Below are 21,413 nucleotides of genomic sequence, written 5' to 3'. Positions count from 1 at the left end.
GGCGCGCGGGGCGAGCATTGGTTGCGTGTTGTCTGACTGAACAAGACAACAAAGATGGGCGATAGAATGCGTCCGCAGAATAAAAGCACTCGCAGATCTCCAAGGAGGTGACCACATGGCGAAAATGGATAGAGCAACCGACGAGAGTTTTACCGCCTTTTTGCGTGAGAAGGCTGCTGAAGCAAAAAGAGACACGGGATACCCACCCAACCAGTTCATCAAGATGCTGAATGCCGATGGTGGCTACGCCACGGCATCTAGGTTGCTGGCGGCGAAGAACCCTTCGGATGGCTTTGTCGCGCTCTCCACAAAGCACCGGCTGGATCTGACTGTGGAAGCACTGGTCCTGGAGACTAAATGGATCGCCTACTTCGATGACCTCTTGTTGAAGGAGGCAGAACGAAAGCTCAAGGGCGCAAATTACAAATTCGTCCGTTACCAGATCGTAGACAGCAATCGCTGGCCAGTCGACGTGCTCGAAAAGGTAACTGCCGAACATTTGTTTGAGGCGGTCCGACAGTTCAGGGAAGGTACCGCTCAACATGTGTTTGCACCTTCGACGGATTACGACCTGCTTACCGAGGATGGTCGGAGGTTTCCCCCGAAGGCCGTTTTCGGGGTCGCTCTATCGATGGCTTTAGGCGGCGAGACTGTTGAGCCGAAGCACTTCTCTGGTGGAGAGTCGTCCGCGTGTTTTCGCATTTTGCGTGAAGCAGGCTATGCCGTGGTCCCAAAAGATTCGGTCGAACCTTCTCAGCCGGAGACGGATCCGGATAAGGAATGGCATGAGGGAAAACCTCGGCTAGTGTCGCATCTCAAGCGGGAGAGGGCAGCGGGACTATCCAAAGCAAAGAAGGCTCAGTTTCGTCGACTCCACGGAGCTTTGCGATGCGAGCGATGTGGTTTCGATCCCGCGAAGCACTACGATGAGGAGCATGCCGAATCGTGTATCGAAGTGCATCACGCAGAAACTCACGTTAGCAAGATGGAGAGCGGGCATGTGACAACTCTCGATGACGTGCAGTGCTTATGCGCAAATTGCCACCGTGTTGTGCATAGCATGCTGCGCGAGGAGGCCAGGCGACAAAAGTAGGGCGGCAACTGCCCGCTAGACGCCACGGCTGACGTGATAGAGGATCCCAGTACGATAGTTCAATCGGTAGTCGGCATGTGCTGCGGACGCATGCGCTGGTCGATCCAATTCAAAGCTTCTCTAGCGGCCTGTATGGTGGAAACTGAGACTCTCTCAGTGGTTTTCCCGTGGAATAGGTCATTGCGCTGACCTGAGATTATTCGGTATTTCGTGATAAGTTCATCGCACGATGTCGACATTGGCACAAGACGGTAGAGTGCCTTGAGTTTTCCAAACACGCTCGCGTGAATCGGGGTTGTCGGCCATTTCACTCTTCCTTGCATTTCGGGAAACTGTTTTGTGACGATCGCTTCTGCGTCTGCCCAGAATTCCTTGGGGCTACCTAGACTCTCGGCTAGTCCTGGGCGCTGTGTCCACGATTCAATCTGTGTGAACCTTTCTGCGATGAGCGCTTCCGTTGCGACGTTCATCCAGAATAGGGCTTCGTTGGTATCGCCGAGTTCCAGATACATGTCGGCGCGAGTACGACATTCTGTGGACCATGAAAGCCTCTGGAGTTTGCCTAAATTAATGCTTAATGGTGAAGAGGATGGCGTGAAAATCTCATACAGAGAAGCCGGAGATCCCTTGATAATCAATCCGAATTTCCCGATCTTCGCTGTCGAAAAAACCTGCGTCAGATCGGAGATATCCCGTGGGGAAGGTATCCAGTTTTGTTGTCCAATGTTCTTGGCGCGCAGGGTCCAGAAGAGATCATGGAAGATGGAGAATGCCCAGGTGAACGACTGAGGCCATGCGTCAGATGGAAGTTCCGCATTTGGCATCGCCTGAAGGCGTTCGGTGCGTGCGCTCCCGTCTAACAGGCAGGACAACGTGAGAGCAACTTGTGAGGTCCCCCCCTGCCAGCGTGAAGCCCCGGCAGAAACGGCCGCTCCATTTTCTGGCTGAAAAAACGTATCGTTAGTGGGGGAAAAATTTGGTTCGACTGTGGCCTGCATCATGACCCCGTGCCAATCGAAATCCAATTGTAGTTTTTCCCTGTGAAGAATGTACGGTACTCTGAAACGAAGCTCAGTGCGCAGACTTTTGTCATCCAGTCCATCTAGTATACCCATCAGCTCATTACGCTGTTGGTTGAACTCGATTTTCTTTGTTGCCGTCAATGGCTGGCTTACACGCTTTATCCTATCGCGGAATTGATGCGTCGCAGACGCTTCGATTTTTTCAAGCGGTGATTTATCAAAGAATATGAAAATATCGTCCCTAACAGCGTGTAGATCGAAGATCGGGCAATTCACGGTGTCCGATCCTTCTTGTTTTCTGAAGGCATTGACGAATTTGATGAAGTTTTGATGATGTGTGGGGGGGACCACAAATGGAGTTGGGGCGGTCCATCGATCAAACCTTCGTGCTCCAGCGAACAGGAACATTTCTATGGCGACTTTCTGATTGGATTTCCGCCAAGGGATTGTTTGGTTCACCAAATCTAGCAATGAAACCATCTCTACATCTGAAATAGCACTGCCCGCCTGAATGGCGTCCATATGCTGATGGAATGTATCCAAGATACACTTTTTCGCTTTCAGGTATTGAACTTGGTTAGACATCCTGAAGTACTTTGTCAGTAAAGACAGAAGATTACATCAACATTGGGGAATAGACGAACAGCGGTTTATGAAGATGCATCGAATTCTGTCATTCGGGGGAAAATCTTCGACGAAGGGCGGGTAGCTTGCGTCCTTCCAGCGTCGGAATGCGTTGTGCGCGGATCGCTATTCGCTCAATCGCCTCACTACGGCGTCCGCCAACCTCGCCAAGTCACCCTCACCAAATCCCAGCAGTTCCCGGCGCGCGTACTTCACCTCCAGCCCAGCGCGGGGGTTCACCCGATCCCGCAGCCCGTACTGGTGCACCGCCGCGACCCTCCCGGCGTAGCCAGCAAACAGCACCACCGCGCTACCCGCATCCGATCGAGCTTTCATCGTCCGCGCCATCCTCAGCCTGGCAAACATCGTCTGCCGCAGCCGGCCTTGCTTCTTCCTGAGCTGCGGTTTGCGCGGCTCGTAGGCTGACCCATCTGGATTCCGTTGCGCCGCAATCCGCGCCGTCTGCCGCCGCCGCAGCTCCGTTACCACCGCCCGCATCAGCGCCCGCCGTTGCCGAGCGTCCAGCTTCTGCACCAGCGCCCCAGCCCAGGCGGTCAGTTCTTCCAGATCGTTCATGGCGCGGGCAGCTTCCATCCGGACGGATCGTCGTATGGATCCACCGGCTCGGCCGCGTGGCTGAACTCATATCGCCCATCCACCACCTTCACCACGACCCGCTCCGTCAACGGCAGCTTCACCAGCAGATCCACGCAATCGTGATTCAAGACATCCGTCTCAAACTTGAACCCATCCAGCCGTTTGTCGGGATTGGTGAACAGCTCTGGCTGATTCTTCCGCAGCCAGGCGAGCACTGGCACCGTGATGGCGTCGGCGCTGTCGGCGAAGTCGGTAACCAGCAGGCTGAGGGTGTATTGGTATTCGAACGAGAGCGACTTGGCGCTGGTAGAAACGACGCGGCCTTCCTCGACGAATAGGTGCAGTTTGTCCGGGTTGGGGTGCAGGTAGGGGATGGCGGCGGTGATGGCAGCGCGTAGTTCGGCGGGCTTTCGCATGGGCTGGCGGGTCTATGGTCGGGAAATCCATGACGCCTTAGCGTGCCTGCTGTATGTGCTACGTTCATCGATATCGTGTTGTGCCACGAAGAGGCACAACACATGCGCGTGATGTCACATCTGCAGCGCGGTTTTCTGCAATAGCGCTGTCAGATCTCTGCGCTGATCGATAATCAGGTGGACATAAATGGTGTCGCCCCGCACTTCGTAAATAATGCGGTTCTTGCCGCTACGCAGTTCTCGGAACCTGTTCGCGGTGATGCCGCTGAGTTCATCAACGATATGGCCGCATTCCGGAAATTCCCGGATGCGTTCGATGGATGCTCGGATCTGGGCATAGGACTCTTCCCATACGGCCATGCCAAATGCCTCGATGACATAGCGGCGCACCCTCAGGAGTTCGGCCTTGCCGCTGTCTAGAAGCTTCGTTTTCAGAAATCGGGATGCCATCAGCGCGATTTCTCCTGGCGATCCAGTTCATCCAGTTCGGCGAACACATCGTCGATATCGGAGAACTTTTCCTGTTCGATCTGTTTTTGCCCGAGGGCCAGGATCTTCAGAAGTGCCAGAGTTTGTCGATCGGCCTCGTAGCTGCGCACGTCTTGCACCACGAGTTTCGCTTCACCATTCTGCGTAATGATCAATGGCTCTCCCGATTCCGTCAGGTCTTTGACGATCTGCGCGGCCTCGCTCTTGAGATAACTGATCGGCTTGATGTGATCTGTAATGCGCATCACGCACTCCTGCATGAGTAAATATCGGACTGAATATAGACCGTTAATAGTCCTCCGTCAATTTTCGGGCTCCGCAATGACAGTCACGCCCTGGGCGCGCAGGGTGTCCTGGAGTGCGGTCAGCTGGGCGGCGTTGCCGTGGCAGGTGGTGTAGTTGGTGGCGACGGTTGCGGCGACGGCAGAGAGTGGAACGCCTGAGGGGGCCGCATCAGGATCTCCGGGATGCGGATCGAGCATTGCGCCGGCTGCGGCGGCGTTGTGCAGGCGGACAAAGCCAGCAGGCACAGTGCAGGCGGCATCAGCCTCGACGGTGACATAGCGGGGTACCTCCTTGATGATGGTGTTGCCCTTGAGCCGGATGGTCTTGACGCGGTCGACATAGCGGATGACCTCGACCACGCCGGCGTCGGTGCTGTCGAGCTGGGCGCGCAGGGAGGCGACCAGGGTTTCGGCGGCCGTGGCCCGCTGCTGGGCGGCGCGGTACTGGCGGGTGAGCCAGGCGCCTGCGCCGGCGGTGCCGAGGAAGGCCAGCAGGGCGGCCAGGGCGATGACCAGGGTGCGGTTCATGCTGGCTCCCGTTCCAGGGCCTCGTAGCGCGCGTAGGCGCGGGCCAGCCGGACGTCGTAGAGGTTGTCCTTGTACGCCGGGCCGTTGTAGCCGGCGGCGAAGGTCGCCCAGCGTCGGGCTTTCAGCGCTTTATGAAGCGCGGTGTCTGCCAGGACGAAGCGCACAAAGGCGTCGAGCTGCTGCGCTTCGCCCTGGCGCATGGCGTCGGCGAAGGCCTCGGCGCTGGCGTAGCCCAGGCGCTCCCAGTGGTAGCCCATGATCTGGAACAGGCCCCAGCTCGCTGACGCCAGCGCGCAGGCATGGTCGATGTCCGAGGCGCGGGCCAGGCGCATGTGCTCGGCGGCCTTGCCCATGTAGCCGCCGCGTTTCGGGTTGACGATGTTCGGGTACTGGCGGGCCAGGGCGTCGGCATCGAGGCCGAGCGCGCGGACTTGCCGGTACATGATGTGGCGTTCGAACAGGATGACCGGGCGGCCGTCTGGAAGGAAGCCGGGGCCGGTGCTTTCCACCTCGTTCACGGCGCGGATGCTCGCCAGGGGGACTTCGAGCTGGGCGGCGGCGCGCCGCAGGTCGTCGGCGCCGAGCTGGCCCGGCTGCCGGCCGTCCAGTTGCAGGGCGAGCAGCGTCTTGGAGCCCGCCTTGCCGTCTACCACCAGTCCATAGTGCGTTTGGGCGGCGACGACGGCCGCGAGCGTGGCGTCGTCGAATTCGGCGGTCAGTTCGATCTGGGCGCCCCGCGTTCGCAGCAGGCGCTGCAACTCGCGCACGTCGGCGCCGACGTTACCGCGTCGCAGGATCGTCATGGCGAGATCTCCGGAGCAGGCGAAGCAGGAAGGATTCCCCATCGGCGGGGCCATCGAGCCCCGTGATGCGGAACAGTTCGACCACGTTGCCGCGTACGGCATAGATGGCGAGACATAGCACCGCCGTGATGCCGTTCTGGGCCAGCAGTGCCCATTCGTAGCGGCCGCAGAGCCCGCCGATGGCGCCGGTGCCGGTCAGCACGATCAGGCCGTAGGCCAGGCGGGCTGCCCAGGGCCGGTGGACGCCGCCGGCGCGGCGGAACAGCAGCAGCCGGACGGCGATCAGCGCGCACAGCAGCGCCTGGAAAATGAACAGCAGCTTCATTTGCCACTCCTTTCATGGTGACCACGGATCAGGGACATCAGCCGGTCGCTGCGGTCGGCCAGGCGGATCAGGGCCAGCAGGAACTTCACCAGCACCGCCGAGGCGATTAGCGCGCCAACGCCATGGCTGACGTGCGTATCGGCGGGCAGCACGCGGGCGATCAGCGTCGCCGCGAGTGGGGCGGCCAGGCAGCCCATGACGATGGACAGCAGCAGGAAAGCGACCTTCTTGCCGGTGGACAGCTCGTCCGAATTCAGCGCGAACACGGCGGCGCCGGCGAAGGCGCCCAGCACGGTGGCGGCGTCGACGCCCGGTAGCAGGGATACGGCGCCGACGCCGGTTACCGCGATGGCGGCCGTCGAGCTGGTGGAGATGGGTTCAGCCATGTTGGTCCTTGCTTGGTCATTGGTGTCAGTCCCACAGCTGGACGCGCTTCACGTCCGGCCGGGGTGGCAGGTCTGGCAGGTTCACGACCGTGCCATGGGGAAGGACCGGGCCGAGACCGGCCAGGCCCGGATTTGCTTCGAGGACCGCCTCGGTGATGCCGGCGGTCTGGCCGTAGATGCGGTGGCAGATGGCGTCCACGGTGTCGCCCTGCATGGCGATGGCGCGCATCAGATCAGCTCCACGGTGCTGCGCGGCCGGCCGACGATATCGCTGACCGACCAGCGCGCGTCGCGGCGCAGATCGTCCACGGCCTGCATCAGCGCCTCGGCCTTGCGGTCGCCGGCGGCGGTGGCGTCGTAGTCCCGGTAGCGTTCGATCAGGCCGGCGCGGGCCTCGCAGTACACGGCCCGCAGGTAGCGGTGGACGTGGGCCGGCTTGCCGTCGATCGTGCCCTCGATCTTGGCCGGCACATCTTCGAGCCTGGCGTGGCCGGCGGCCTGCTGGGCGCCGCGCCATGCCGCCAGGTCTTCGTTGACCGACAGGATGGCCTCGATCAGCGCGGCACGCAGGCGCTCGGCGCTGACGGTGCCGTCCTGGCGCATCGCGGCCATCGCGACGCTGACATCGATGGCGGGGAAGAAGCCGTCGTTGGCGATGACGGTCTGGCCGGGTTGCGCGGGAGCGTTGGCGAGGAACGAAGACATGGCTGGGCCTGGTCGGAACAGTGGAGGCGGCGGAGGCGGTGGACGGGGTGACCGTCGGGGCGGCGCGTGGCCTGGCCTTGGACACCCCGTGCCGCCTGGTGCGCGGGGTCACGCTCGGGGTCAGCCGGGTCCGTCGCCTTGCTTGCCTTCGGGCGGTGCGGCGGTGGCTGCGTTTCGGATCTCGCGCTCGAGGCGCTCGATGTCTTTCTTCACACCTGACTTGTCGTGCAGCGTCAGGGCGCGCTGCAGATGGGCAAGGGCGGCCTGCCGGGCGGGCTGCTGGTGGTCCGCCGGCAGGGCGGAGATGCCGGTCAGGCTGGCGTAGCCAATGGCCTTGTGGAGCTTCGCGCGCACTTCGTCGGGCATGTCTTCGCTCTCCACGAGCTGGGCAATGTCGGCGAGCGCGTCGGTATCCACGGGCTCGCCGGCCTCTGCGGCCTTGATGGCCATGGTGGCGTACTCCTCGGCGATCAGGCAGGCGGTGGTGCGCTGGTACTGATCGGGCATGGCGAGGCGGTGGCGGATGGCGTGGCGGGCCAGCGGCAGGGCGCCAGCGAAGTCGCCGACGTCGATGTGCCAGACCATGACGGTCATGAACACTTCGTCCTGGATGGCGGCGCCGGCGGCGATCACGCCTTCGATCCACGCCTGGTATTCGGGCAGCATCGTGCGCTTGGCGTCGGCCTTGCGTTCGATGGACTGGATCAGCTTCAGGGCGCGCTTGTGCTCTGCCAGCTGGGCCAGCATCAGCTCGTAGCCGGTGGCGTGGCGGAGCGGGTTGGCGGCCTCGGCGTCGGCGGCAGACCGCGCGGCGGCCATGCGCAGGAAGTGGCTGCGGGCGGGGCTGCTCATACGTCGACCACCTCGATGTTCTCGGCCATCGCCACGCATTCGAAGTCTTCGACCACGTAGGCGTCGTTGCTCGACTCGTAGTTCTCGATGCGGTCGCGCTTGGCGTTGTCGACGATGGTGCGACGGCGGCTGCCTTCCTGCCAGTAGATGGACAGGTTGTCCAGGCGGGTCACCAGCAGGGCGTCCGGCGGGAAATACGGCACGCGGATGGCCGGCAGGTTGCCGATGCGCTTCTGGCTCATGATGATGTCGGCGGCCAGCTTTTCGGTCGGCTCCCGGTCGCGGTTGACCAGGGGGAAGTACTTGTCGGCCAGCAGCTTGCGGCCGCAGATGACGACCAGATCCGGATCCTCGGCGTACCACGGCGCGATCAGGTTGTTGCAGAGGTCGAAGACCAGGGCGTCGAGGTTGGCGTAGTCGCGCTTCTCGTCACCATCGAAACCACCCACAACGATCTTGTCGGGCGTCTTGGCGCCGCTCATGACACGTTCCTTCGCTTCCTTGCGCAGGTGTTCGAGCCAGCCCGTGTTCACGTCCTGGAGCATCGGGTTGGCCTTGCGGTCGGACGTGGCGGCCCGGCCAGTACCGTGGAAGCCGATCATGATGCGGTCCAGTGCCTGGCGGCGCAGGATGGCGTCTCGCAGGCGCGTCTGGAAGTCGGCGAACTTGGCCCAGGTGTCCAGGCGCTGGTAGGTGATGTGCGTGTCGGAGTCGGTCTTCTCGCACCGGTACCGGCGGTTGTCGAGCGCGGCCAGGTCGGTGGTCTGGCGTTCCTTCTTCGACGTGTCGGTGGTACTTGCCGCGGGACCGGAAACGCCCAGGCCTACCTTCTCGCCCTCCAGTTCGGGCACGCCAATGATGTTGATCCGCGAGAGGAATTCGCTCGATTCCTGTACGCGCGTTTCCAGCTTCTGCTGGATGGTGGGGATGACGCTGAACTTGCGGTCGACGCGGTCCACGCCGTTCAGTTCTGCAACGCGTTGTTCGTAGGCCGTGTACAGGCGGCGCGTGTTGTTGCGCATGGATGGGCTCCGGAGGAATGGGGTGAGATGCGGTGTGATGAGCGGGTCAGCAGTCGGTGGATGCGGCAGTGCTACCGTCGCCGCCGGTGGCGGGTGGGCGGCGGCTGTATGACTCGGTCGATTCCAGTGCGGTCTTCAGGCTGGAGAAATCGGCCTTGTCCTTCTGCTGCTCGGACTGGATGGTGTCCACCTGGCTGGCGATGGATTCCAGTGCCTGGGTGACCTTGGTGAAGGTGCCGCCCATCGAATGGATCTCGCGGGCCAGTTGCTCGACAGCCTCGCGCGTATCGGCGTGCTGCGCCTGGCTTCCCGCTTCGGACTTGTCGACGCGGCCGAACAGACGCTTGATGGATGCGGCCAGGCCGCTGTTGGGTTGGGTGGGCTGGGCCGGTTCGCTGGGATCGTCGGTGGTGAAGTCCAGGTCGACTTCGACGGCTTCGGAAAACAGGTTGTTCGGGGCCTGTTTGCGGTCGGCCAGCGGGTTGACCTTGGCGTTGGCGCTGAACTGGAGCATCTCGCAGCCCAGGCTGGCCGGATTGTCGGTGACGGCCAGGCCGGTGAGGTAGGCCTCGCCGGTGTCCGCGAAATCGGGGTTCACCTCCATCGAGCAGAAGATTTTCTGGCGGGCCTTGGTTAGCGACACCAGCTCGGGGGTGGGATCGAGCTGCGCGAAGAGGCGCATCTTGCCGTGCTGCTCTTCGGCTTTCAGGGCCATGACGTCGCCGTAGGCCTGGAACATGCCCTTGGGGTCGATGCCGCGAATGTGTTCGAGGTTGATGCGGGCGCCGTACGTCTGCGGCGTGTAGCTGGCGGCCATCTGCAAGAGCATCTGGCGGTCGATTACGCGGCCGTCGCTGGTGGCGCCTTCTGTGGCGATGCGGAAGAACTTGGGCTTGCTGCTGGCCATGGCTTTCTCGTCGGTGAATCAGTGGTGTTGCCATGGTGGGCAGGCGAACTCGCGCGGGCAACGTCGCGGTGTTGTTCGCGCCGGGCAGACAACATCGGCCGCGTGGCACGCGTGCGCGCGACCGGTAGCGTTGCGGCATGACTACGCTGCCGCCCATTTCCACGCATCCATTCGACCCGCAGATGGATCCGCGCCGCATTGCGCGCGGGCTCTACTGGCAGGGATACCGCGTGGCGCGCATTGCCGAGATGCTCGGCATCAAGGCCGCGACCGTACATAGCTGGAAGCGGCGCGAGGAATGGCACAAGGCCGACACGGTGGAGCGCGTGGGCGCGAGCCTGGAGGCGCGGATGGCCCTGCTGGTGGCCAAGGACCAGAAGGAGGGCAAGGACTACAAGGAGATCGACCTGCTGGGGCGCCAGATCGAGCGGCTGGCGCGTGTACGGCGCTATGAGGCCAGCGGCAACGAGGTGGATCTGAATCCCAAGGTGGCGAATCGCAACAAGGGCCCTCGGCGCAAGGCGGAGCGCAACGCGATCAGCGAGGAGCAGCAGGGCGAGCTGGTGGACGCGTTCATGGATTCGATGTTCGCGTATCAGCGCGTGTGGTACGAGGCGGGCCTGGCCGAGCGGATCCGCAACATCCTGAAGAGCCGGCAGATCGGGGCGACGTGGTACTTCGCGCGGGAGGCGCTGGTGGACGCGCTAACCACGGGGCGCAACCAGATCTTCCTGTCGGCCAGCAAGGCGCAGGCGCACGTCTTCAAGCAGTACATCATGCAGTTTGCCAGGGATGCCGTGGGCGTGGAGTTGAAGGGCGACCCGATGGTGCTGCCGAACGGTGCCACGCTGTACTTCCTGGGCACGAACGCGCGCACGGCGCAGAGCTACCACGGCAACCTGTACCTGGACGAGTACTTCTGGATCCAGCGTTTTCAGGAGCTGCGGAAGGTGGCGTCGGGGATGTCCATCCACTCGAAATGGCGGCAGACGTATTTCTCGACGCCTTCGAGCCTGGCGCATGAGGCGTACCCGTTCTGGTCGGGGGCGCTGTTCAACCGGGGACGGAAGAAGCAAGACCACATCCGCGTGGATGTGAGCCACGCGAACTTGCGCGACGGGCGGCGGTGCGCGGACGGCCAGTGGCGGCAGATCGTGACCGTGGAGGATGCGATTGCTGGCGGCTGCAACCTGTTCGACATCGAGCAGCTGCGCCTGGAATACAGCGATGCGGACTTCGAGAACCTGCTGATGTGCGGGTTTATCGACGATGCGGCGTCGGTGTTCCCGCTGTCGATGCTGATGCGCTGCATGGTGGATAGCTGGGAGGTGTGGGAGGACTTCCGGCACTGGTCACCGCGGCCGTTTGGCAACCGCGACGTGTGGGTAGGGTATGACCCGAACGGGGGAGGCGGCGACAGCGCCGCGCTGGTGGTGGTGGCGCCGCCGCTGGTGGCCGGCGGCAAGTTTCGCGTGCTGGAGAAGCACCAGTTCCGGGGCATCGACTACGAGGAGCAGGCAGCGGCGATCAAGCGAGTGTGCGAGCGGTACAGCGTGGCGTACATCGGCATCGACCGGACGGGCATTGGCGACGCGGTGTTCCAGCTCGTCAGCAAGTTCCGGCCCGATGCGCGGGGCTTTACCTATTCCGTGGAGGTGAAGACCGGCCTTGTGCTGAAGGCGCACGACGTGATCAGCAAGGGGCGGCTGGAGTTCGATGCCGGGTGGACGGACTTTGCTGCGTCGTTCATGTCGATCAAAAAGACCACCACGGCGGCCGGGGGGCGTGTCACCTACCAGGCTGGGCGGTCTGAAGAAACCAGCCACGCGGATCTGGCCTGGGCGTGCATGCATGCCATCGCGCACGAGCCGTTTGAGGGGGTGACCACAACGAATACGAGCATTATGGAGATGTCATGAGTGGGAAGAAAATTCGTGCGAAGGGCGGGGCTGTGGAGGCGTTCACATTTGGCGACCCGGTGGCAGTGCTGGATCGGCGCGAGCTGCTGGATTATGTGGAATGCCTGCGCGTGGGCGACTGGTTCGAGCCGCCCATGCCCTGGGACGGCCTGGCGCGCACGTTCCGGGCGGCGGTGCATAACAGCTCGCCAATCTACGTGAAGCGGAACATCCTGGTGTCGACGTTCATCCCGCACAAACTGCTGTCGCGGTCGGCGTTCGCGCGCTGGGTGCAGGATTTTCTGGTATTCGGCAACGGGTACCTGGAGCGGCGGGACAACGTACTGGGGCGGCCGGTGGCGCTGGAGCCGGCCCTGGCGAAGTACATGCGGCGGGGTCTGGATCTGGATAGCTACTACTTCGTGCAGAACATGCAGGACGTGCATCGGTTCAAGCCTGGCAGCGTGTTCCATCTGATGGAGCCGGACATTAACCAGGAGGTGTACGGCCTGCCGGAATACCTGTCGGCGCTGAACGCGACGTGGCTGAACGAATCGGCGACGCTATTTCGGCGGCGGTATTACAAGAACGGGAGCCATGCGGGGTTCATCCTGTATATGACGGACGCGGCGCAGAAGCAGGAAGACGTGGACGCGCTGCGTGAGGCGTTGAAGAACAGCAAGGGTCCGGGGAATTTCCGGAACCTGTTTGTGTATGCGCCTTCGGGCAAGAAGGATGGGATTCAGTTGATACCCGTGTCCGAGGTGGCTGCCAAGGATGAGTTTTGGAATATCAAGAATGTCACGCGTGACGACCAGCTGGCCGCGCATCGGGTGCCGCCGCAGTTGATGGGGATTATTCCTTCGAATACTGGGGGGTTCGGGGATGCTGAGAAGGCGGCTTTGGTGTTTGCGCGGAATGAGGTGAAGCCGCTGCAGGAGCGGCTGATGGAGGTGAATGAGTGGGTGGGGGAGGGGGTGGTTAGGTTTGGGGGGTATGAGCTTTGAACGCCTGTCATCATGAACAGCATCCAGGCAGATGTCCGAATGTGAAGAGATAAACGAATCAGCCGTACGTTAAAAAAAATCGCGTTGTGTTCCCCACTCCCGCTCAATTGGGCCTTCGGGGATGACAGCATCGATGGGCTTCCCCATTAGGTAAAAATCGGGAATGCTTAAAGGAAGGACAGAGGTCAATTTTCTATCGCTATCCTCTCTTAATAATTCCCGAAGTTCCATCAGTAAACGTCCTAAAACGTTTTGACCGATCAAGCTTTCGTTTTCCTCTCCTACCGACTTTGCTCCCCAATAATCATCTTTTCGCGATTCCTCTACAATCGGCCGATGGCCGGTTGACATAAGCAATTCTCCGAATTTTTCATAGTGTTGCGCAAGTTTCACCCGTAAGCACCACCGCATAATTCGAAATCGTACGTAATCCCAATCTGGTCGAGTATGGTGACGATATGGCTTACTTTTCATCTTCGCGGTCATTGGGCTGTGCTGGCCAATGATTTCCCTCTGCACCTCGGGCAAGTGAGGAAAGCGGCACGCTTGGTACAAGGCTTCAGAAGTAAGAATCCTTGTACCGTTCACGTGTAGAGCAAAACCGGAAGCCATATTAGAAAGCCCACCAAAGCTTTCCTTGGTCCTAAAGACCACAACGACCTCTCCTCGCGAATAGGTTCGGAAATTCGGCGAATCAGCCTGTAAGATCATCGAGACCATGGAAGACATTCTCCGGCGACGAATAAGTCTTTCGGGGCACAAGGGGATACCAATGCAATGCGCCAGAAGTTGCTTTGGGATCTCCCCACCACACGGCGAGTGGGGCATTGTTGGGGCAATTTCTGTAAGTCGCGATAGGAGAGCCGAAGCCCACGCCGAAATTCCCGAAGCCAAGCGGACGCATAATGCTCTTTGGTTCCTGAATGCGTGAACGGATTTTTACCCCCGCGACCAAAAATTCGCGTTCCAGCAGTTGACGACCAACTTCCGAAGAAAAGAAGTTTAGCTTCCCACCTGGATTTCGTAATGCAAGAGGGAATCGCTTCTCCGATTCAACGTACTGCTTGACGAGGGGGTCATCAGGAATGACAGTCGGCCAAAGGACGCCCGAGTTATCCTTGTGATATTTTTGATTTTCCAGTTCCACCATTCTCCAAAAATGGAATTGGATGTCCTTGTTAGCATTTTCTCTTGCTTCTCGAAGGCGTCGACTGTTAATAAAATAATGCCCGCCAGTGTGAAGGCCCATCAGCAGTACTTGGACATTAGCTTTCGCAGGTGCTTTTTCTGATATCCACGCTTCAAGGTCTGTTGCTACGCGGCTACCTGAGAATAGAATATCGTCTAGATATATATAATCACCCTCGTCCGAGCCGCAGCCCGCCAAGCCGAATCCACATTGCTTTTGTAATGCGATGTCGAACAGCTTGAGCATTTCTTTTTGGCTCTGACCGTATTTTTGAATGTTAAGAACGTTCGCCTTCCGCCAGTAAGACCGAAAGTCCTTCCCGGCGAGCTTCTCGTTGACTACTAGATCTTGAAGGAATTGGTCGACCATTTGTTGGGTTAAAAAAGTCTGCCCGATAACGTGGTCGAACTCCTTGAGAAAGGGTACTTGGTCGTGTGCGGAAAACTGTTGCGCCCACCGATCGACGTGCCCGGCATCCGGCGCGGCCAGTTCGCCAGCGCGATAGGTTTGGACCTTGGTGGCGATCGATGCCAGGAGATCATCCCTTTCACTCATGTTTTGCCCCTCCTACCCGATGGTTATTTTGTGATGCCATTGTAAGGCGGGGCGATGAGTTGAGCCAACGGCGTTTGTTCCGTGGGATCGGGACCTCTCCCAAGGCGTGAGCCGAATTCGTGATGCTAAGAATTATGTGACGTATGAGCATGGTGCGGCGCGCCACTTCGACCCCGCCTCGCCGGCGCGCTTCATCGACCGGTTTTTGTGCGTCGGTCGACGGCCTATCTTCGGCGCCGGTGCTGGCCCCGTCGAATGTCAGCGCAGTGCAGGTGTTTTTGCGAATTTATGAGCCAAGGCGAGCGTCAGGCGCCTGAGGGCGGGACGTCAGCCTGGAACACCCAACATTTTGTACTTCGGCCGGTGAGCTTGCTATTCACGGTGCGGAAGTCGATGAACCGTGGTGCAGCGATGATGGCTCGCCGCATTTGCCGGAGCGGCGGCATTACAAGGCGATGCTCGGAACAGAGCTTATCAATGTGCGGGCCGTTGATTGCTAGCAGCTGTGGGTCGCGAGCATGGTTGTATGGCACGCTTTTTCTTCCCAGCTCGTTGAGCGCAACCCAAAGCTGGGAAACCGCATCGGGATCCGCTTTGTGCTCGGAGCTGACGGAGTCCAGCGGCGGCGTGGGCAAGCCCATGAAATCAGACAATTGTCGCAACTGGTCATAAATCGTTAGCCGCATTGCCGGCAGACGACTGCATTGAAGCCGGTCGAGTAGTCGTAGGCGTAGCGCCTGGGCAGCCAAATGCAGGGAAGCAGACGGGCCTGCTTGATAGCCTCCCGTTTTGCGGATGGCAGGCAGCACCTCATGGGTGACCCAGCGTTTGAACCGCTTCGCTTCCTCCTTCCGGCTTCTGAGAACAGCGGCATATAGCCCAGCTTCGCTGATGAGGAGCATTTCCTGCTCTCCGCCAGGGGTACGCACAATCTGCGTACCCTTTTCGTCGTCATCAAGCATCCGAACCATGTCGCTTGCCATGCGAAAGTCGAGCGCCGACGCAATATCAGTCGCCACAAACCACGCCAGCCCGTCCGGACCTGTCACCACGCGCACAGCGCGCGAATCGAACGCGAACACGCTCGGAACATCCATGTCACCTCTCCCTCGCGAAATGTCGGCCAGCGGCCACCTGGATACAGGTTTGCACCAGTCGGAGAGGATTGCAAATTAAGTTGAAGCTCCGGGAAGAGGTAACCTCGGTAACCTGGTCGGGAAAGATATTCTAACTACATGATTTATAAGGAAAGTTGTGGTTACCTTGGGAAGGTAATCTTGGGTAACCTAAAAGGTAACCTATCGCTAAGTCATTGATTTTATTGAGCGGGTGATTTGGAAGGTGTTACCTATGAAAAAGGTAATCTGGTTACCTTAAAGTTACCCCAATGTTACCTTTTGCTCGACACCCGCTAAGCCTTGCACCACAACGGTTTGCGGGCAATTCTCCAGACGTGGTTACTAAGGTTACCTTTTTCCGGTGCCCCCACGGACTTTCACCATCCGGCGGAATTAGGCTGTATGTATATACAGTGGTGAGGCAAAATGCTTATGCAGCTTGGACAGCTCACGCAGAGACCGGCGACTGCCGTCTTTTGTCTCGATCCGCCGGTCAGTTCACGCAACTGCCACGCTCACCTGGTCGGATCATCAAATGGCTCGGCCCGTACGGCCGTCCAAAAGTAATGCGAGTGCCGGCCATGCTTCGCCCGCCGGCGCTCCACCGAAAAATGCACGAGACCCAGTTCGCCCGCCTCCACGACGACCGCAGCAGCGCCGGGCCCGATCGCAGTGGGAGGAGGAAGCGAGTTCACCGCTTGCGCAACATAAACGCCAGGCACACGGCCGAGGATGCCGTTTTCCGAGGGGGCGATGTCGCCAGGGGCGGCAGCGTTGTTGGGGATTTGGCACGTGCTGGCCAGACTGTTGTTGCCCATGATGCACTGTCAGTACTGTATATTTATACAGTATATGCGGGAGTGCAACAGACTGTAAACTTGGCGCGGTCTCCGTGAAGAGAGGCTCACATGACAGAATTGGATGAGCATTCGCAGGCCGACGTCGCAGCAAGCTGCCATGTCCTCAGGGCCTCATAGATCGTGGAACTCTTCATCTGCATTCTCGCGGGACTTGCCGTTGGTTTCGTGATCGGCCGAGGCCGATCGCTCAGGTTCTCGTTTCAGAACCGAGGAGAGGCCCGCCTTGCACGCGAAATCCTGCTGCGCTTCCTCCCGCCCGACTATCACCTGATGAACCACGTCACCCTGCAACTCGCAGATGGTACGACGCAGGTCGACCACATCCTTGTGTCCCGATTCGGTGTTTTCGTTATCGAGACCAAGGACTACAGCGGCTGGATCTTCGCCAACGGCAAGCACGCGAAATGGACGCAGGTCCTGTTCAAAAGGAAGTCTCAGTTCCAGAACCCCGTTTTCCAGAACCTCAGACACCTGAGGGCAGTTCAACAACTGCTCGACTTTCTGCCGCCCGAGTGCATTCGATCCGCTGTGGTTTTCACTGGCGATGCGGAATTCAAGACTCAAGTCCCGCCAGGTGTGTTTGGGCTTTCAGATTTCATTGCTCACATCGGCCGACAGACCACGCCGGTCATATCGCTCAATCGACTGCAGTTCTGCGTTGGGCGCCTTGAGACATCACGGCTTGCCATTACCAGGGAAACAGATGTCGAGCACGTAGAAAGTCTGCATCGGAGGCATGGGCCCTCCATGGGCGGGTTCCGCCCGGGAAGAGCAGGCAGGGCGGGCGAGGTGAAGCACTACATTCGCAGGCCGCCCAATTAGGCAGGAGCCCATGCCGTGCGGGGAGAGAACCAAATCCCCAGGATCTCCCCAAAAGTACGCTAGCGCGCTGAGTTCGCAGAGGTTATGCGTCCCCTCCCTCGCACCAATTTTTCTTTTAAATCAATAGTTTAGCTGCGGCCTGTCTAATGGCGCGCGGGCGATCATCGTCCACTCAGCGCCCCATCTGCTTGGCGAGCCACATCGGGCATCCCCCGTCGATCGCATCATCGACGCGTAGGTGTGGCGGTTCCCGGCAGGCGGCGGAAAAAAATACATCTGTCGGATAAGGACGCTGCGGTGAACCGTTACCGGACACTACGCGCCAACGCCGATCGACGACCCCATCAACCCCGCCACATTCCCCACCAGCAACACCTTCTCCTGCATGCTCGACAGCACCTTCTCGCGGACTTCGTCGTTGCGGCGCAGGCCGAGGGTGCTTTGCTTTTCGGCGGCCTTGACCAGGGACAGCACGTCGATCGTGCGGGATTTGGATGCCGGTGTCGTCGTGTCTTCTTCGAGATGGCCCATCACGTATTTCTGCGTATGGCGCGATTGGTCGACCGATTGCGTGATCGAGGCCTTCACCAGGTTGCCCTTGCGATAGGCGAATTCTGATTCGCTGGTGGCCTTGTCGTGGATCTGCTCGTAGTAGTAGTTCTGCGAATACGGGCTCTCGTCCAGGGACAGCGGCGTGTCTGCGGACAGCGCGCTGTGATAGCTGGCATCCAGGCTCGACTGCTGTTGCTGGCGGGCGCCGCGGTCAGCCTGGCCTCGGCCCAGCAATTGCGTGGTTTGCGAGACCTGGTAATCAAAGCTGTCCACTTCATCCGTGCGCAGGGGATTGATGGCGGCGGGCGTCTGCGAGATCGAGGCGGAGAAGTCGGCCAGCCCGGTCAGCATGCCGTGGTCACCGGCGCTGAAGGTAAAGCGCGGCTGCTGGGTAGTGGCGGTGTGGTACTGGCTGTGCAGGGCGCTGAAGGCATCCTTGAACATGGCGACCAGCGCCGCGTCGCCCTGGCCGCGGGCCTTGGCGTCGTCGAACTGCTTCAGATACTGGCTGACCGCCTTGGCTTGCTGTGCCGGGGAGCCGAAGATCACCGGGCTGGTGGTGTCGACACTTAGCTTTACCGTGCCAGTCGGGCCGGTCGACGTCAGCGAACGCATCTTGTCGTCGGCCTGGAAATCAAGGGTCTGCGTCTGATTGTTGCCCAGCGACAGGCTGGCCTGCAGATGCACGGACGAAAGCTGGCTGGCGTCGTACTGCATCAGGCCGCCAATGTCGATCCGCGGTGGCACTTCGTTCAGGGCGTCGATCGATTTCTGGAACGATGCCGAGAGTTTCCCGAGGGCGTCGCGCTCGCTGTCGGTGAGCTGGCCATCCGTGACCGAAGCCTGCACGCGCAGCCTGTCCCCGTCGCTGCCCAGCGTGATGCCCACCGTTGCGCCGCTGCGCGTGGTGATGGTCAGCTGGATCTCGCTGGTCGAGTGCGCCTGGAAGCTCGACGACGCCACGGCGTCGATCGGTTCGTCGGCCGGCATCTGGATAACGGATTGCGAGAAGCTGGCGCCGCCACCGGCAACCTGGTTCAGCAGGGCCTCGCCAAGCCCCGCGAATCGTGCGGAGAGCCTGGAGGCGGACATGTTCCCGGCCATCCTCATCGAGATCGGATCACCAATCGCGTGCTCCCACACCGGGGTCGGGCTCACGCTCTTTGCCGAATAGGTGGGCCAGTTGGCCGGCTGGGGCGCGGATCGCCCCAGCGTGACGGTCGACGACGCGGAGCTTGCCGGCGCTTGCGACGGCGCGGCGGCAGCTGGCGATGAGGAATTGGCGCCGGTCATGCCGACGAGACCTTGCGTGCCTACGGAAGTGATGGCGACCATATGATCCACGAAGCTTTACGCGATGTGGAGTATTAACGACATATTAAGCGCGGGCTTGAGCGCCGATTTGCGTATGCCTGCCGTGTTTCCGTCGCGGCTAGGGTTTGACCCGATGCCGTCTTTCGCGCCTTGATTTCGCGGCGATTTTTGCGCGAAAGTCTGTATTCAGCCACTTTATGTCCTGCCTTGCGTCCTTGCCATTCGCGCCTAACCGACCATAATGCAAACGTTTGCAAAGAAAGGAGTGGATATGGAGACGCAACACGACAAGCCGGGGCCAAAGCCGGTCAGTGCGCTATCCCTGATCGAAGATGAGGCGTCGGTGACCGGGGTGGTCCTGCAAGCCATGGCAAGGACCGAAGATGCCCGGCTGCGCACTGTGATGGCCGCACTGGTATCGCATCTGCATGCGTTCCTGCGCGAGGTCAGGCCCACCGACGAGGAATTCGAGCGGGCATTGGCATTTGTCGCCGCGCTCGGGCACGCGACGCACGCCACCAACAACGAGGTGGTGCTGGCCGCCGATGTGCTTGGGCTGTCGACGCTGGTGACGACGATGAACAACAGCACGCAAGGCGGCCGCACGCCCGGAGCGCTGCTGGGGCCGTTTTATCGTGCCAACGCACCACGCTACCAGTGCGGCGATTGCGTAGTGCAGGACGATTCGCCCGGGTTGCCGCTGTTCGTGAGCGGCACGGTGCGGGCGACGGACGGTTCGGTGTTGTCCAACGCCATGGTGGAGGTCTGGCAGGCATCGCCGGTGGGCCTGTACGACAACCAGGACCCGAGCCAGCCCGACCGGAACCTGCGCGGGATGTTCCATACCGACGCGGACGGCCACTATCACTTTCGCACGGTGCGTCCCGCCGGCTATCCGGTGCCGACCGATGGGCCGGTCGGCGTGTTGCTGGCCGCCCAGCAGCGGCACCCGTACCGGCCCGCGCACATCCATTTCATCGTGGCGGCGCCGGGGTATCGCACGCTCGTGACGCAGGTCTTTGCCGACGATTCCGACATTCTGGAAACCGATGTCACGTTCGGCGTGCATCGGCAGCTCGTTGGCGCCTTCCAGCTTGTAGAGACGGGACGGAGCCCATGGGGAGAACTGCCGGCCCCGTACTACACGCTGCAGTTCGACTTCACGCTCGAGCCGGGCGAACAGACGTTTCCCACGCCTCCCATCGACTGACAACTCCCATCTTCTGACCAACAAGGCCATTTACGCATTCACTGCGCCACACCATGACCATTACGAATCTCTCCGGCAAGGTTGCCGTCATCATTGGAGGAACCGGCGGCATCGGTTTTGCCGCCGGCCGCGCGCTGGCCAACCTGGGCGCCAGCGTCGTGATGACCGGACGCGATGCCGGGCGCACCGCAAGGACGGTCGAAGACCTGCCTGCCGGCAACCATATGGCCGCGCGGGCCGAAGTTGCCGATAGCGCATCGCTGCAGGCGCTGGCGGCCGATGTGCTGCACCACTACGGCCGCGTGGACATCCTCGTCAATACGTCGGGCTTTACGCGCGCCATTCCGCACGCCGATCTCCATGCCCTGGACGACGCGTTGATCGACGAATTGTTCGCCGTCAACTGGCGCGGCCAGTTCGCGGCGATCCGGGCCTTCGCGCCGGCGTTGCGGGCTGGCGGCCAAGGGCTGGTTGTCAATGTCGGCTCGATCGCCGGGCGCACGGGGCAGGGCAGCAACGTTGCCTACTGCGCCGCCAAGGCCGGTCTCGACGTGATGGCGATGTCGCTGGGCCGGGCGCTGGCGCCTGAAATCCGCGTCCTCAACGTATCGCCGGGCGTCGTCGACACGGCCTTCGTGCCGGGCCGCGACAGCACGTTCAACGAACGGGCCGCAAAAACCACGCCGCTGCGCCGTATCGGCCAGGCCGAGGATGTGGCCGACGCCATCGTCGCCTGCGCCACGTCGCTGCGGTTCGCTACGGGCACCACCATCGTGGTCGATGGCGGACGCCAGCTCGGCTGACCCTTTCCCCACACGCCTTTCCTTTCGGATCA

The 21,413-nt window shown here is 60.8% G+C and carries 25 protein-coding genes; 6 read left to right on the top strand and 19 right to left on the bottom strand.

Annotated elements, in window-relative coordinates; all coding sequences use genetic code 11:
- The first annotated feature begins 115 nt into the window (after positions 1 to 115).
- Positions 116 to 1,093 (top strand): hypothetical protein, encoded by a 978-nt coding sequence (locus tag A9J21_RS18285; protein WP_066738181.1) that lies wholly within the window; start codon positions 116 to 118, stop codon positions 1,091 to 1,093.
- A gap of 59 nt (positions 1,094 to 1,152) precedes the next feature.
- Here the strand turns inward: A9J21_RS18285 and A9J21_RS31640 are convergent, their stop codons facing one another.
- The 14 genes from A9J21_RS31640 to A9J21_RS18215 form a co-directional block, all read right to left on the bottom strand.
- Positions 1,153 to 2,700 (bottom strand): hypothetical protein, encoded by a 1,548-nt coding sequence (locus A9J21_RS31640; protein ID WP_156545994.1) that lies wholly within the window; start codon positions 2,698 to 2,700, stop codon positions 1,153 to 1,155.
- Positions 2,701 to 2,865: 165 nt separating this feature from the next.
- On the bottom strand, positions 2,866 to 3,315 hold the full coding sequence (locus tag A9J21_RS18275) for a phage virion morphogenesis protein (protein ID WP_066738906.1): 450 nt from the start codon (positions 3,313 to 3,315) through the stop codon (positions 2,866 to 2,868).
- Complete coding sequence (locus A9J21_RS18270) at positions 3,312 to 3,752, bottom strand: phage tail protein (RefSeq protein ID WP_066738176.1); 441 nt, start codon at positions 3,750 to 3,752, stop codon at positions 3,312 to 3,314. The genes A9J21_RS18275 and A9J21_RS18270 overlap by 4 nt, the downstream gene beginning before the upstream one ends.
- Positions 3,753 to 3,866: 114 nt before the next feature.
- A complete protein-coding gene (locus A9J21_RS18265; RefSeq protein ID WP_066738174.1) occupies positions 3,867 to 4,202 on the bottom strand; it encodes a type II toxin-antitoxin system RelE/ParE family toxin in 336 nt (111 codons plus the stop codon).
- Positions 4,202 to 4,486 carry a type II toxin-antitoxin system Phd/YefM family antitoxin gene (locus tag A9J21_RS18260; RefSeq protein ID WP_066738905.1) on the bottom strand — a complete coding sequence of 95 codons (285 nt, stop codon included), beginning with the start codon at positions 4,484 to 4,486 and terminating at the stop codon, positions 4,202 to 4,204. The genes A9J21_RS18265 and A9J21_RS18260 overlap by 1 nt, the downstream gene beginning before the upstream one ends.
- A 57-nt stretch (positions 4,487 to 4,543) precedes the next feature.
- Positions 4,544 to 5,053, bottom strand: a complete 510-nt coding sequence (locus A9J21_RS18255) for a hypothetical protein (protein WP_066738172.1) — start codon at positions 5,051 to 5,053, stop codon at positions 4,544 to 4,546.
- Positions 5,050 to 5,856 (bottom strand): N-acetylmuramidase domain-containing protein, encoded by an 807-nt coding sequence (locus A9J21_RS18250; RefSeq protein WP_066738170.1) that lies wholly within the window; start codon positions 5,854 to 5,856, stop codon positions 5,050 to 5,052. The genes A9J21_RS18255 and A9J21_RS18250 overlap by 4 nt, the downstream gene beginning before the upstream one ends.
- Positions 5,834 to 6,181, bottom strand: a complete 348-nt coding sequence (locus tag A9J21_RS18245) for a phage holin family protein (protein WP_066738168.1) — start codon at positions 6,179 to 6,181, stop codon at positions 5,834 to 5,836. Before A9J21_RS18245 ends, A9J21_RS18250 begins: the two co-directional genes overlap by 23 nt.
- On the bottom strand, positions 6,178 to 6,567 hold the full coding sequence (locus tag A9J21_RS18240; RefSeq protein ID WP_066738163.1) for a putative holin: 390 nt from the start codon (positions 6,565 to 6,567) through the stop codon (positions 6,178 to 6,180). The genes A9J21_RS18245 and A9J21_RS18240 overlap by 4 nt, the downstream gene beginning before the upstream one ends.
- A 25-nt stretch (positions 6,568 to 6,592) precedes the next feature.
- A complete protein-coding gene (locus tag A9J21_RS18235) occupies positions 6,593 to 6,796 on the bottom strand; it encodes a tail protein X (RefSeq protein ID WP_066738161.1) in 204 nt (67 codons plus the stop codon).
- Positions 6,796 to 7,272: a head completion/stabilization protein gene (locus A9J21_RS18230; protein WP_066738159.1), complete on the bottom strand. Its 477-nt coding sequence runs from the start codon at positions 7,270 to 7,272 to the stop codon at positions 6,796 to 6,798. Before A9J21_RS18230 ends, A9J21_RS18235 begins: the two co-directional genes overlap by 1 nt.
- 120 nt (positions 7,273 to 7,392) lie before the next feature.
- Positions 7,393 to 8,124 (bottom strand): terminase endonuclease subunit, encoded by a 732-nt coding sequence (locus A9J21_RS18225; protein ID WP_066738154.1) that lies wholly within the window; start codon positions 8,122 to 8,124, stop codon positions 7,393 to 7,395.
- A complete protein-coding gene (locus A9J21_RS18220) occupies positions 8,121 to 9,146 on the bottom strand; it encodes a phage major capsid protein, P2 family (RefSeq protein ID WP_066738152.1) in 1,026 nt (341 codons plus the stop codon). The genes A9J21_RS18225 and A9J21_RS18220 overlap by 4 nt, the downstream gene beginning before the upstream one ends.
- A 46-nt stretch (positions 9,147 to 9,192) precedes the next feature.
- A complete protein-coding gene (locus tag A9J21_RS18215; protein ID WP_066738150.1) occupies positions 9,193 to 10,053 on the bottom strand; it encodes a GPO family capsid scaffolding protein in 861 nt (286 codons plus the stop codon).
- Positions 10,054 to 10,190: 137 nt separating this feature from the next.
- Between A9J21_RS18215 and A9J21_RS18210 the strand changes: the two genes are divergently transcribed.
- Both A9J21_RS18210 and A9J21_RS18205 read left to right on the top strand, forming a co-directional pair.
- The gene (locus tag A9J21_RS18210; protein ID WP_066738148.1) at positions 10,191 to 11,972 is read left to right on the top strand and encodes a terminase ATPase subunit family protein; all 1,782 of its coding nucleotides are present in this window, start codon (positions 10,191 to 10,193) and stop codon (positions 11,970 to 11,972) included.
- On the top strand, positions 11,969 to 12,958 hold the full coding sequence (locus A9J21_RS18205) for a phage portal protein (protein ID WP_066738146.1): 990 nt from the start codon (positions 11,969 to 11,971) through the stop codon (positions 12,956 to 12,958). Before A9J21_RS18210 ends, A9J21_RS18205 begins: the two co-directional genes overlap by 4 nt.
- Before the next feature lie 69 nt (positions 12,959 to 13,027).
- On the opposite strand, the gene A9J21_RS31070 is transcribed toward A9J21_RS18205, so the two are convergent.
- The 4 genes from A9J21_RS31070 to A9J21_RS31635 form a co-directional block, all read right to left on the bottom strand.
- Positions 13,028 to 13,678: an NADAR family protein gene (locus A9J21_RS31070; RefSeq protein WP_231906966.1), complete on the bottom strand. Its 651-nt coding sequence runs from the start codon at positions 13,676 to 13,678 to the stop codon at positions 13,028 to 13,030.
- Positions 13,653 to 14,702 carry a hypothetical protein gene (locus tag A9J21_RS31065; RefSeq protein WP_082926502.1) on the bottom strand — a complete coding sequence of 350 codons (1,050 nt, stop codon included), beginning with the start codon at positions 14,700 to 14,702 and terminating at the stop codon, positions 13,653 to 13,655. Before A9J21_RS31065 ends, A9J21_RS31070 begins: the two co-directional genes overlap by 26 nt.
- A 305-nt stretch (positions 14,703 to 15,007) precedes the next feature.
- Positions 15,008 to 15,799 carry a BRO family protein gene (locus tag A9J21_RS18195; protein WP_066738142.1) on the bottom strand — a complete coding sequence of 264 codons (792 nt, stop codon included), beginning with the start codon at positions 15,797 to 15,799 and terminating at the stop codon, positions 15,008 to 15,010.
- A 536-nt stretch (positions 15,800 to 16,335) separates the two neighbouring features.
- The gene (locus A9J21_RS31635; RefSeq protein ID WP_156545992.1) at positions 16,336 to 16,638 is read right to left on the bottom strand and encodes a hypothetical protein; all 303 of its coding nucleotides are present in this window, start codon (positions 16,636 to 16,638) and stop codon (positions 16,336 to 16,338) included.
- A gap of 162 nt (positions 16,639 to 16,800) precedes the next feature.
- Between A9J21_RS31635 and A9J21_RS18190 the strand changes: the two genes are divergently transcribed.
- Positions 16,801 to 17,502 carry a nuclease-related domain-containing protein gene (locus A9J21_RS18190; RefSeq protein WP_066738140.1) on the top strand — a complete coding sequence of 234 codons (702 nt, stop codon included), beginning with the start codon at positions 16,801 to 16,803 and terminating at the stop codon, positions 17,500 to 17,502.
- Between the two features lie 315 nt (positions 17,503 to 17,817).
- Here A9J21_RS18190 and A9J21_RS18185 read toward each other — a convergent pair whose 3' ends face one another.
- On the bottom strand, positions 17,818 to 19,389 hold the full coding sequence (locus tag A9J21_RS18185) for a hypothetical protein (protein ID WP_066738138.1): 1,572 nt from the start codon (positions 19,387 to 19,389) through the stop codon (positions 17,818 to 17,820).
- Positions 19,390 to 19,639: 250 nt separating this feature from the next.
- Here A9J21_RS18185 and A9J21_RS18180 point away from each other — a divergent pair, with 250 nt between their 5' ends.
- Positions 19,640 to 20,578 carry a dioxygenase gene (locus A9J21_RS18180; RefSeq protein ID WP_066738904.1) on the top strand — a complete coding sequence of 313 codons (939 nt, stop codon included), beginning with the start codon at positions 19,640 to 19,642 and terminating at the stop codon, positions 20,576 to 20,578.
- A 53-nt stretch (positions 20,579 to 20,631) separates the two neighbouring features.
- Positions 20,632 to 21,381 carry an SDR family NAD(P)-dependent oxidoreductase gene (locus tag A9J21_RS18175; RefSeq protein ID WP_066738136.1) on the top strand — a complete coding sequence of 250 codons (750 nt, stop codon included), beginning with the start codon at positions 20,632 to 20,634 and terminating at the stop codon, positions 21,379 to 21,381.
- The last annotated feature ends 32 nt before the right edge of the window (positions 21,382 to 21,413 follow it).

The organism is Cupriavidus sp. D384, assembly GCF_001652915.1.
Classification (GTDB): domain Bacteria; phylum Pseudomonadota; class Gammaproteobacteria; order Burkholderiales; family Burkholderiaceae; genus Cupriavidus.
The sequence above is the reverse complement of the archived record's forward strand: the minus strand, read 5'-3'. Positions and strand labels throughout refer to the sequence as shown.